Here is an 11,819-nt window from a genome sequence, read left to right on the forward strand (position 1 = left end):
GCCCCCATTTCACAGTGTCATTCGGTTCACAATCGGGAATTTTGCATGAAGACGTACCCCGGAGTCGCCCCCATCTTCGATTCGGCGACGCAGGAGCGCAATGCCGGCGGGTGATGCACCGGCCCGCCCGGACCGTCATCGTTTCACCCTGCCCTCAGGGCAGGGCATCCCAGGAAAAAAATCCACAAGGAGGCTGAATCAATGTCCAAATCGCTGAAGGGAACCAGAACGGAGAAGAACCTGCTGGCCGCATTCGCCGGCGAGTCCCAGGCCAGGAACCGCTATACCTACTTCGCCAGCGCGGCCAGGAAGGAGGGCTTCGAGCAGATCGCCAACATCTTCCTGGAGACGGCGGAGAACGAGAAGGAGCACGCCAAGGTGTTCTTCAAGCACCTCGAAGGCGGCGACGTGGAGATCACGGCCATGTACCCCGCCGGTGCAATCGGCAATACGAAAGCCAACCTGGAGGCCTCCGCCGCCGGTGAAAACATGGAGTGGACCACCCTCTACCAGGACTTCGCCAAAACCGCCAAAGAGGAGGGATTCCCGGAAGTATCCCGTTCCTTCGAGCAGATCGCCAAGGTGGAGCGCTTCCATGAAGCCCGCTACCGGAAACTCATCAACAACGTGGCCAATGGGGAAGTCTTCAAGAAAAAGCAGTCCGTGAAGTGGCACTGCATCAACTGCGGCTATGTCCATGAAGGCGAGGAACCGCCGAAGAGCTGCCCCGCCTGCCTGCATCCCCAGTCTTATTACGAGGTCCTGGCGGAGAACTTCTAGGGAAAATAGGGGAAGTGTCCCTATCTTTCGAGCGGGCGGGAGGCCCGTGAGCCTCCCGCTCCGTTTCTTTGTTTTATTGCGGGGAAGCGGATGCGGAATCTCTGGAAAAGCTTTTTCAACGAGCGCCTCCACATCGTCCTGAGCTCGCTGGCCCTGCTGTGGTGCTGGGACCGCATCCTTTCCATCGGCGTCCGGCCCGTGGACTATTTCATCGTGCCGCTCGCGGTGGCCTGCATCTGCCAGTGGAACCGCCTGACGGACCTCCGGGAAGACGCCGTCAACTGCCCGGAGGAACTGGAGGAGGCCCTGAAGCGGGAACCCCGCATCCGCTTCTTTTCCTATGCCGGCGGAGTGACGGCCATTGTGCTTGCCCTGGCCACCGATCCCACGTGGCCCGTGGCGGCCATCGTGGTAGCCGGGGCCGCCGTCGGATTCTTCTACAGCACCTCTCCCTGGCCGGGCCGCGCCACCCTGCGCATCAAGAATCTGTTCATCCTGAAAAACCTGAGCTCCGGCGTTGGCTGGACCCTGGGGCTCCTGGTGTACCCCGCCCTGCGGGCGGGCCATTCCCTGGACGGGCCTTTCTGGCTTGCCTCTGTCTACATGTTCCTGGCCGTTATGGCCCACGAGATCGTCTGGGACATGCGCGACGCGGCGGGAGACCGGGCGGCCGAGGTGCCGACTCTGCCCGTCGTGGCCGGCGTGGGGGCGACGAAGGCCATCGTCCTGGCGGCCATGATCGCTTTGGCGTCTCTCGTCGCGGTTTCCGTCGCGAGTCGTGTTGTTCCATCCTGGTGGCTTCTGCTGATTCCTCACGCCGGCCTCTTGGCCGTCGTCACCGCCCAGTTCGACGGCTGGTTCCATTCGAGCCGTCTGGTCACATACCTTCTGGTCGTCATGACGACTGTCTTCAGCTTCGGGATGGGGCTTCTTGCGAGCCGCCTGTCCTGAGATTTTCCTTGTGGCCCCCCTGCGGATCTGTTAGGAATCACGCAATAAGTTCACGCCGTTCCGGCACTTCCGGGGTTTCCGGAACCACCCGTCTTCGATTCCCCGCCCGCCGGGAAGGCCGTCATTCCATGATCGTTCAAGGAGGTGCTCATGTCGTCGCTTGTGTACGAAAAGGTAGGTGCCATTGCCAAGGTCGGACTGAACCGGCCGAAGGAAAAGAACGCCCTGGACCCCGGAATCCTGCTGGATCTGCACCGGACCTGGGAGGACATCAACCAGGATGCCTCCATCCGGGCGGTCATCCTCTATTCCTGCCTGGACGAGATCTTCTGCTCGGGCATGGACCTCAGGACGGCCATCCCCGTCCTCACCAAGGCCCGGGAACCGGAGAACGAGGCGGAGCGATGGCTCGTCCAGGTCGGGCCCCATGTCGGCGAGGCGATGCTGAAGCCCAGCATCGTCAAGAAGCCTGTCATCGCCGCCATCAACGGCTACTGCCTCACCGGGGGATTCGAGATGATCATGGGGGCGGACCTGCGCGTCGCCTCGGAGGACGCGATCTTCCAGATGCGGGAGGCGAGCCTGGGCATCATGCCGACCGGCGGCTCGAACGTCTACCTGCCCCGGATGCTGACGCCCTGCCGCGGCCTGGAGATCCTGCTGACGGCGAACAACTTCAAGGCCCGGACCCTGTACGAATGGGGTTTCCTGAACCGCGTCGCCCCGGACCGCGACGGCATGATGAAGGACGCCATGGAGCTGGCGGAGCGCATCGCCGGAAACGGCCCTCTGGCCGTCCAGGGGATCATCCGCTGCTGGCGGGAGAGCCGGGACATCTCCTGGGCCGAGGCCTTCAAGAAGGAGCTGGACATCGGTATCCCCGTGTTTGGCAGCCAGGACGCCCGGGAGGGAATCCTGGCCCAGCGGGAGAAACGCAAACCGAATTTCCCCGGCAAGTATTGACCCTTTTCCCCGGCGGGGAGGGCGAATCCGGCCCCGATCTGTAATCCCGGCCCGGAGGCCGCCGTCAGGGCGGCTTCCGGGCTGCATTCTCCCTTTTCCCCTCCGGACCCGGACAGAGGCGGGGGGAAGGCTGTTCCCGTGCATACCCGTTTCCCATGAAAGACCTCCTCTTCCTGGCTGCCGGCCTTCTGATCTTCCTTTACGGGATGCTGCGCCTCGGGGAGCAGGTGCAGCGGCTGTTCACGGTTCGCATCCGCCAGCTGATCCGCTACGCCGTCCGCCGGCCCCTCACGGGACTGCTGACGGGCATCACTGCGACGGTTTTCTTCCAGAGCAGCTCCGCCGTAACGGTTCTCACCATCGGCATGGTGAGCGCCGGCCTCATCACCTTCTACCAGTCTCTGGCCATCATTCTCGGCGCCGACATCGGGACGGTCCTGACGGTCCAGCTCGTTGTCTGGAAGGTGACGGACCTTTCGCCGATCCTCGTGATTATCGGAGGAACGCTCTGGTTTTCCGGGCGGGGCGGTTGGAAAACGGCAGGGGAGACGATTCTCTATTTCGGCCTGATCTTCTTCGGGCTCTACCTGGCCGGAATGGCGACGGCGCCGCTGAAGCAGGACGGGGATGTGGTCCGGTTCCTCCGGGAGGCGGAAAACCCGTTCCTGGGATTTGCCGTGGGCCTCGTCTTCACCGCCCTGGTCCACGCCTCCCTGATTCCCATCAGCCTTCTCGTCATCCTTGCCCAGCAGGACCTGGTGATCCTGGAAAACGCCCTGCCCATCGTCTTCGGTGCCAACGTGGGAACCACCGCCACGGCCCTGCTGGCCGCCTGGGTGTCCTCCGTAAGCGGACGCCGGACAGCCGCCGCCCACTTCCTGTTCAAGCTCTGCGGCGCCGTGGTCTGCATGGCCGCCCTTCCGTGGGTGTCAGATCTGCTGAGGGCCGTCACGCCGCTGGTGGGCCAGCAGATCGTCTTCGGCCATCTCCTGTTCAACGTTTTCATCGTGGCGGTCTTCATCTTTTTCCTGAAGCCCTTTGCCGCCCTGGTGGAGCGGATCGTTCCCGGCCAGGAGGATGCGCTGCCCCTGTGGCCCGAATTCCTTGACGAGCGGGATCTGGACAATCATGAAAAGGCCCTGGAGAATGTCCGCCGGGAACTGGGCCGGGAGGTCCTGCTGACGGAACGAATGGTGGAGCAGGTAAGCAGCCTCGTATTCGACTACCGGGAAGGGCTCCGGCGGGACATCGCTTACCTGGACGTTGTCGTAGACAACCTGCGCCGCGAGATCGTCGACTATCTCCGGAGGCTCGCCGGCCGGGCCCTGGATCCCGGGCAGTCGAGGAAGGTTTTTGTCTACACCTCCGTGGCGGACGACATTGAGCGGATCGGGAATCACGTTCTCATCATCGCCGACCTTTCCCGGGATAAGAGGGAGCGGGAGATCGCCTTCACGGAATTCGCCCGGCAGGAGCTGGACGGGATCGAGGGGCTGGTCATGCAGAACCTGCAGGATGCGGCGGCCCTGATCGAGCATTTCGACCTCCCGCGGATTCAGGCCATGAGCCGGCGGGAGGATGAGATCGACGAAAAGGTCAAGCTGGCCCGCTTCCGCCACCTGGAGCGTTTCCACCGGGGGGTCTGCGTGGCCGAGGCGGGGCCGCTCTACATCGAGATGCTGATCCGGCTGGAGCGCATCAGCGATCACTGTGAAAATATCGCCGAGGCCGTGCAGGATCTGGCAAGCCCGGCTCCCCGTTCCTTCGAGCCATAGAAAGAAAGGAGGTTCCCGTGAAGATCACCAATCATCGGCTGGTGGGGGAGAGCGGGGAGGCGATCTCTTTCAGGAAGAGCCCGAATCAGTCCGGCAGCATATCACCACTGTACCTGATTCTGCACTTCACCGCCGGCACGACGCTGGACGGAGCGGTCTCCTGGTTTCTGAATCCGGAGGCCCAGGCGTCCGCGCACCTGGTTGTCGGCCGCGACGGAGCCGTCGTACAGATGGTGTCCTTCAACCGGCGGGCGTGGCATGCCGGAAGAAGCGCCTGGGGCAACCTGGAGGGGCTGAATCAGTATTCCATCGGGATGGAGCTGGTGAACGCGGGCAAACTGAGGAAGCGGGCCGACGGGCAATGGGTGAACTGGGCGAATCGCGTGATTCCGGCCGATGAGGTGTCGACGGCGATGCACCGGCATGAGAACGCCGAAGCGGGGTGGCATGAATACACCGAGGCGCAGATGGACGCCGCGCGCCGGGTCGCCGTCCTGCTGAACGCTTCCTATCGCTTCACGGACGTGTTGGGCCACGAGGACGTCAGCCCCGGCCGGAAGGTGGACCCGGGGCCGCTGTTCCCGCTGAACAGCTTTCGCTCCATCGTCCTCGGCCGGGCGTGACGGGCCGTTTCCCTGCTTCTGCCGGCTGCCGGTACGTCGTGCTCGTCTCCTCGGTAAAGCGGGAAAGCGCTTCCGGCTTCTATCGAGGGCTGGGATATGCTGCAGACCCGTACAGGGCCTTCAAGAGATACCTGGAACCAGGGCGATAGCAGCCGGTGCGGAAACCCAACCCTATTTCAGCCGTCCCGTTATGTCCTGAACGACCTCGGCATCGCCGTAGAGCGGGATCATCTTCGTCCTGCCGCCGCTGAAATCGAGCTGCTTCAGGTCGATCTTCCGGAGGGTATAGCTGTCGTAGGTCCGGAAGTAGAAGATCCGGTTCGTGATGTCCCGGAAGGATGCCCACTGTGTCGTCGAGCTTGCCGTGATGCTTTTGTCGGGTCCCCTGGTTACGGACATTCCTTTTACGATATGGAGAGCGCTGACGATGTGCTCGGCGAGGTTGAGGGCCTGCATCGCGTTTTCCGGGGGATCGGCGAAACGGGTCATGACGGCCATGCGCACGAAGCGGCTCGGCGGCGTGATGTCGCCGGGGAGCCCCAGCATCCCGGAGCCGCCCCCGGTAGGCCGGGTCTCGATGCCGGCAAAATTCTGCGTTGTCCGCTGATCGCTGGTCATGCCGACATAGTTCCGGAGGTTGGTCACCATCCAGGGAAAGTTCGGGGAGTTGGTCATGAAGCCCAGCGGGTTTTCGTAGATCCGGAGCTCGCCCCGCTCGTATTCGACCACGACGCAGCCCCCCTTCACGTCGTAAAGGATGAAGTGGCCCGGGGGCGCCTTTCCCATCTGCGGCACCTCCAGGGCAAAGACCCTGACGCTTCGGATTGCTTCGGTCGCTTCCCCCACCGTGGCGAAACGGCCGAGAATCCAGGAGCCGACCATCATGTGGGCCAGGGCCTTGTCCCGCTCCCGGGGACCCACATCCTGGTACCGGGTGTCGACCTCGAACCACAGGGCGCTGAAGGTGAGACCCGCCTCGTTCATGCCGTCCGTGACGGCCTCCTCGATGCCGAAAACGTTCGTCGCCACGTACCCGTAGCGCGACGTCCAGGTCAGTCCCGCTTTGGCGTCCGGCGCCGGGCTGACAAATTTCCGGCCGCGGGGAACCAGGATGAGTCCGGGTTTCAGGTCGCTGCCGAACTCCATCGTCCGGCCGCTCATGATCGTCCCGTCCTTCGCGGTGACGCGGAAAACGGAACAGGCTTCCGCGAGAGGGGCCGACAGGGCGGCCGTCAGCAGGGCCAGTCCGCAGATGAGGAACGCCTTCGCGATGGTTCGCATGAAATCCTCCTTGAACGGTGCGATGGATTCGGCCGCCGGGACCTGCGGGCATCTTCCGCCGGGGGCATGAATGGCCGCCCCGCCCGTGGAATACGGTTCCGGTCCGGTCGCATCGGGTGATGATGGACGATACCGACTTTCGGAACGATATGAGCCCTTTTTTTCCCCGTGTCAACAGCGGGCGCGTCCATTTCCAGCGATTTCTTCTGCATCGATGCCCGAATGCCGCATTTGTCCCATGCCCGGAGGATGGCGGGCCGTGAGGGGGCCGGGAAGGATTGGATTCATCCCGTCGGCTGGAACGTCTTCAGGAGGTGCTTCTTCCGGGATCGGCGGCGCCGTTGCCGGCGGGAAGGGAGATTTCCACAAGAAGGCCGCCTCCCGGGGCGTTAGCGGCCCGAACGGTGCCGCCGTGAAGGCGGACGGCCTTCTCCGTGATGGCGAGGCCCAGGCCGGTCCCGCCGCTTTCCCTTTCCCGCCCCTCCCCGACGCGGTAGAAGGGCCGGAAGAGATTGGGGATCGCTTCCTCGGGCACCCCCTTTCCGTGGTCCCGGATGACGATGACGGCCTCGGTGCCGGAAGGAATCTCCGTGCAGCGGAGAGAGATCTCCACGTCGGTTCCTTCCCTGCTGTAGCGAACGGCATTTCTCACGACGTTGTCGATGGCCCGCCTGAGCAGGTTCCGGTGCCCGTTCACGAAACAGGGTTCAAGGGCTGTAATCTTCAAGCCCCGCCTGATTCCCTCCGCCTCGAACGCAGCGTCTTCGGCGATCTCCCGGACCATCTCTACCATGTCGACGTCCGCCCTGTCCGCTTCCGTAATCCCCGTTTCGGCCTGGTTCAGCGTCAGGATGTGGCCGATCATCTCGTTCAGGCGGCCCGCTTCAAGCTCGATCCGGTCGAGCCATTTGTCCGCTTCCCGATCCGCCTTTTCTCGGCAGAGTTCAAGGGCCAGATTGAGGCGTGCCAGGGGGGAGCGAAGCTCGTGGGATATGTCCCGGAGGAGCGTGCGCTGGGCGTTCAGCAGGGAGGCGATGCGCTCCGCCATGAGGTCGAAATCCCGGGCCAGCCGGGAGGTCTCGTCGCTTCTTTTCCCGAGGGCGGGGGCGACGCGAACCTCCAGGTTGCCGGCGGCGAATTCCCGGGCTGCTACGCCGATCTTCAGGATGGGCACGGTCAGGTAACGCGCCAGGAGATAACAGATGAAGCCCGATACCAGGAGGACCACCAGCAGCCGGACCGCGATTTCCGACCGGGACAGGGGACCGTTGGGACGGTGCGGCCGACCGGGCATGGTGGATTCCAGGGTGTACGTCCTGCCGTCCGATCCCCGCAGCGTGAAGGATTCGCGCCGTTCGCCGCCGGCGGCAACCGGGGTGTCCCGTCCGTCTATCCGCCCCGGGGCCGCCGCCGATTCCGATCCGGTTGTTTCGAGCCCTTTCAGGAGGTCGCGGCCTCTCCCGTCGAGAAACCGAACCGGGGCGCCGGGGATTTCCCGGAGGCGGCCGGCGAATTCGCGAAGGGCCTTGAGTCCTTCCCGCTCATGGATCCAGGCCAGCGCCTGGGCATGCACGGCCAGGGGAGGGACGGGCATGGGGGGGTGGTCCTTGCGGAAAGGACCCGAACCGGTCATCCAGTCCACAGCCAGCACCGCCCCGACCATGATGACCGTCGTCACCCAGAAGGACAGGCAGATCTTGATAAACAGGCTGTTTCTAAACTTGTTCATCCGTGCAGCTCCATGATCTTTCAGCCCTTCGATCCGGAATGCGCCGGCAGGACGTAAATGTAGCCTGAGCCACGGACGGATTTGATCCGGTCCCGGTTTCCGTTTTCCCGCCCCAGTTTTTTCCGGAGCTTGCTGACATGAACGTCGATGCTCCGGTCATACGGAGTCAGGGAACGGCCCAGGACCGTCTGGGTCAGCTCATCCCGCGTCACGATATGCCCCGCCCTGCCCAGCAGGATTTCAAGGAGGCTGAACTCGGCGGCGGTCAGGTTGACGGGCTCGCCGTCACGAAGCACGGTGCGCGTTCCCGTCTCCATTTCCACGTCTCCCACATGGTGCCGGATCGTTGCCGCGACCATCGAGGACTTTCCCGGCGGATCGCCCGAGCGTCGAAGAATGGCGCGGAGCCGGGCGACCAGTTCCCGCGGGTTGAACGGCTTGGGGAGATAGTCATCCGCTCCCATTTCCAGGCCGACGATCCGGTCGACGTCGTCGCCCCTTGCGGTCAGCATCAGGACCGGCGTGTCGGTGTGGGTGCGGATCCGCTTGAGCACGTCGAAACCGTTCTGCGCGCCCGGGAGCATGACATCGAGCACGATGATGCCGTATGATCCGGCCAGCACCCTTGCCAGTCCCGTTTCCCCGTCATATGCCGCCTCGACGAGGAATCCCTCGCGGGTGAGGTATTCGTCCAGCAGCTCGCACAGGTCCCTGTCGTCGTCGATCACCAGAATGAGCTTTTTCATGGGTGTCATGGAATTCCTCCTGCCCGGCAAGAATTGCCGTCCTCTTTTTCCGGCTGCGGAAGCAGTGTCCCTCCTCCCACGCTCCGGAGATAACGTCTCATGGCACAGATTGAGACTACGGATTGTTAAAAATTGTAAAGCAAAATCTAAACCTATCTCCACAAACCGAAACTACGGATTTCGAAAAGGAGGGTGCCGCTGACTCCGGTCTGCCGATCCAGGTTGCCGTGCCTCCCCATTTTTCTGCGAGTCCGTGAACATTTGTAAAGTTGAGGAGTTCCGCTGCTGGTGCGACCAAAATCGGCATATCGGTTGCTCTTTCGAGCGTTCGGGCACGGCCGATACAAGAGCCCATTCAACCCTAGAAAGGAGGTTGCCATGGTAAGTGGAATCAGCAGCAGCGGCAGCTCCTCAATTTACGAGTTGAGGCAGCAGATGTTCAGGAGGATTGGCAGCAACGAAGGCGGGTCGTCCGGCAAATCCGGGATGGCCGGCTATGCCGGGGAGAGTTCGTCCATGTCTGCGGGCGCGCTTTCTTCTTCCCTGGGAACAGACCAGAGCGGCCTGATCGGCATGCTGGAGAATGATTCGGGTCTGGCAAAGATGGATCAGCAGATGAAGGGTGGCGGCATGTCGGCACCGCCGCCTCCGCCCGGCGAGGTTTTCGACACGGCCGACGCGGATGGAGACGGTTACGTCACCGAGGATGAACTCACCGCCGTCCTGGGGGACGGTGGAGGGGACATCAGCGAGCTGTTCAGCCGGGTCGACACGGACGGCGACGGACTCATCTCCGAGGCCGAGGATGAGGCGTTCCGGGAAAGCATGGCGTCAACGGAGAAGAACGGTCTTGCCGACGGCGGCACGGGCGGCATCGGCGGCCAGGATTGGCGGGCCAGGATGTTCGAGACGATGCAGCAGGGTTTCAGCGCGGCTGCATCATCCGGCTTCTCGACGTCTTTTTACGCGTAGCGTTGCATTCACCGGCCGGCGGCCGGGGACGCCGCCGGCTCATCACCTTGGCTGTGCCTTACAGGGCCGCTGCTCAGAAAGAGCAGCGGCCTCTGTCATTTGTGTGCTGTCCGCGTGTTCCGGCGGACCCGTGCGGTCCGGGGGGGATGGGAGAGAGGCCCGGCGGCACCCCTCAGGGACGGGGTCCCCATAGGGCGCCCCGGAGGCCGGAGAATCTTGCCGTCCGGCGGGCGCAGGCGGCGGTGAAGACGTCCTGTCGCCCGCAGATCTCGATCCGGTTGCGGGCGCGGGTAACGGCGGTGTAGAGAAGCTCCCGCGTCAGAACCGGCGTGTCCCGGTCCGGCAGGACCAGGAGGACCCGGTCGAACTCGGATCCCTGGCTCTTGTGGACCGTCGTGGCCCAGACCGTCTCGTGCTCCGGAAGCCGGGACGGCGGCAGGGAACGGAGCGACCCGTCGGGGCTCCGGAAGAAGGCCCGCAACTCCCCTCCGGCGTCCCGGTCCGGGAGGATCATGCCCACGTCTCCGTTGAAAAGCCTGAGCGGATAGTCGTTTCGGGTGATCATGACGGGACGGCCTTGATACCATCGGCCTTCCGGCCGGATGAGCCCACGCCGGCGGAGAATCCGCTCCGCGAGGTCGTTGACGGCGGCCACTCCGTAGGGACCCTCCCGAAGGGCGCAGAGGACCCGGAACCGGTCCAGGAGCTTGAGGGCCGCCTCGGGATCGGCGGCGTCCCGGAAATCCGCCGGCATTTCCCCGAGGCGCTCCTCCAGGAGACGCGGAAGGACTTCGGGCCGCGGCAGGTCCAGCCAGCGGAGGTCGGCGAAGCGCCCGCTGCGGGCCGCTTCGAGGGCCCGCCGCCCATCCCCTTCGTTGACGGCGCGGCCGACCGCTCCGATGCCGCTGCCCTCTCCGAACCGCCAGCTCTTCCGGAGGGTCGCGATGCAGTCTCCCAGGACGGAGGTCTCTTCCCCCGGCTCCGCTGCGGGAAGCGTCTCTCCGGTCATCTTCTCGTATCGTATTCGGTGACTGGAGGAGTAGCCGTGGTCGCGGCCGGTGTCGCAGATGTCCCCCAGGACGGCCCCCGCCTCCACGGAGGCAAGCTGGTCCCGGTCGCCCAGGAGGATGAGGCGGGTCCGTGCCGGGAGGGCCTGGACGAGGCGGGAGAAGAGGGCCAGGTCCACCATGGACGCCTCGTCGACCACCACCGCGTCCGCCGCCAGGGGATGGGCGGCGTCGTGACGGAACGAGGCCGTCCCGGGAATGCTTCCCAGGAGCCGATGGACCGTCGAGGCCTCGTCGGGAATGCACGCCCGGACGGACTCGGGGCAGGGCAGGATGCGGGCGACTTCCCGGATGGACTCCTGAAGGCGGGCCGCCGCCTTGCCCGTCGGGGCGGCCAGGGCGATGCGGAATCCCGTGTCGCTCTGCTCGAGGAGGAGCGCCAGGATCTTGGCCACGGTGTAGGTCTTTCCCGTTCCCGGGCCGCCGGAGAGGACGCAGAGCCGCTTCGTCACCGCTGTGAAGGCGGCGGCCTTCTGCCAGTCCGTTTCGCCGCCGTTGAGCGGGAAGAGGCGGTTCAGGCCGTCCCGGAGCAACGCCTCGTCGATCTCCCCGGGATCGTCGGCGGCGCGGCCCCGGAGTCCCTCCGCCAGTTTCCGCTCGTAGTCCCAGTAGCGGTAGAGGTAGAGCCTCGTCCCGTCCAGGACCAGGGGCTTCCAGTCTCCGGGCCCGCCCACGACAGGGCTCTTCGCCAGGATCTCCAGCCAGCGATCCAGGGGCGGTGGGGAGCATGCGCCCCCTTTCTGCCGCACGGGGTTGCCGGAGGCTGCTTCGGCCAGGTCCAGGCAGATGTGCCCTTCCACGCGGGCGCGGCTGGCCAGGGCCGCGGCCAGGGCGATCTCCGGCGCCTCGCCGCCGCCGAGCCGCTCCGCCAGCCGGGCGAACTGGATGTCCAGTTCCGAAAAATCCTGATTTCCATCCCGCTCGAAGGACAT

10 protein-coding genes are annotated in these 11,819 nt (G+C 64.5%); 6 read left to right on the plus strand and 4 right to left on the minus strand.

From position 1 onward, the window contains the following. The first annotated feature begins 201 nt into the window (after positions 1 to 201). The 5 genes from HPY65_05255 to HPY65_05275 all read left to right on the plus strand — a co-directional run bounded on the left by HPY65_05255 (position 202) and on the right by HPY65_05275 (position 5,092). Positions 202 to 780, plus strand: a complete 579-nt coding sequence (locus HPY65_05255) for a rubrerythrin family protein (protein NPU83875.1) — start codon at positions 202 to 204, stop codon at positions 778 to 780. Positions 781 to 870: 90 nt separating this feature from the next. Further along, positions 871 to 1,731 (plus strand): UbiA family prenyltransferase, encoded by an 861-nt coding sequence (locus tag HPY65_05260; protein NPU83876.1) that lies wholly within the window; start codon positions 871 to 873, stop codon positions 1,729 to 1,731. Between the two features lie 150 nt (positions 1,732 to 1,881). Then, the gene (locus HPY65_05265; protein ID NPU83877.1) at positions 1,882 to 2,694 is read left to right on the plus strand and encodes a crotonase/enoyl-CoA hydratase family protein; all 813 of its coding nucleotides are present in this window, start codon (positions 1,882 to 1,884) and stop codon (positions 2,692 to 2,694) included. A 155-nt stretch (positions 2,695 to 2,849) separates the two neighbouring features. Continuing rightward, on the plus strand, positions 2,850 to 4,469 hold the full coding sequence (locus HPY65_05270; protein ID NPU83878.1) for a Na/Pi cotransporter family protein: 1,620 nt from the start codon (positions 2,850 to 2,852) through the stop codon (positions 4,467 to 4,469). Positions 4,470 to 4,486: 17 nt separating this feature from the next. Continuing rightward, the gene (locus HPY65_05275; protein NPU83879.1) at positions 4,487 to 5,092 is read left to right on the plus strand and encodes an N-acetylmuramoyl-L-alanine amidase; all 606 of its coding nucleotides are present in this window, start codon (positions 4,487 to 4,489) and stop codon (positions 5,090 to 5,092) included. A gap of 171 nt (positions 5,093 to 5,263) precedes the next feature. Here the strand turns inward: HPY65_05275 and HPY65_05280 are convergent, their stop codons facing one another. The 3 genes from HPY65_05280 to HPY65_05290 form a co-directional block, all read right to left on the minus strand. Next, positions 5,264 to 6,373: a choloylglycine hydrolase family protein gene (locus HPY65_05280; protein NPU83880.1), complete on the minus strand. Its 1,110-nt coding sequence runs from the start codon at positions 6,371 to 6,373 to the stop codon at positions 5,264 to 5,266. 307 nt (positions 6,374 to 6,680) lie between these two features. Beyond that, positions 6,681 to 8,102, minus strand: a complete 1,422-nt coding sequence (locus HPY65_05285; protein NPU83881.1) for a HAMP domain-containing protein — start codon at positions 8,100 to 8,102, stop codon at positions 6,681 to 6,683. A 20-nt stretch (positions 8,103 to 8,122) separates the two neighbouring features. Then, positions 8,123 to 8,848 (minus strand): response regulator transcription factor, encoded by a 726-nt coding sequence (locus tag HPY65_05290; GenBank protein NPU83882.1) that lies wholly within the window; start codon positions 8,846 to 8,848, stop codon positions 8,123 to 8,125. Between the two features lie 378 nt (positions 8,849 to 9,226). Between HPY65_05290 and HPY65_05295 the strand changes: the two genes are divergently transcribed. Further along, positions 9,227 to 9,820 (plus strand): EF-hand domain-containing protein, encoded by a 594-nt coding sequence (locus HPY65_05295; protein NPU83883.1) that lies wholly within the window; start codon positions 9,227 to 9,229, stop codon positions 9,818 to 9,820. 172 nt (positions 9,821 to 9,992) lie between these two features. Here HPY65_05295 and recD read toward each other — a convergent pair whose 3' ends face one another. Beyond that, the gene (gene recD, locus HPY65_05300) at positions 9,993 to 11,819 is read right to left on the minus strand and encodes an exodeoxyribonuclease V subunit alpha (GenBank protein ID NPU83884.1); all 1,827 of its coding nucleotides are present in this window, start codon (positions 11,817 to 11,819) and stop codon (positions 9,993 to 9,995) included.

Source organism: Syntrophaceae bacterium, from assembly GCA_013177825.1.
In the GTDB taxonomy this organism is placed as follows: Bacteria; Desulfobacterota; Syntrophia; order Syntrophales; family PHBD01; genus PHBD01.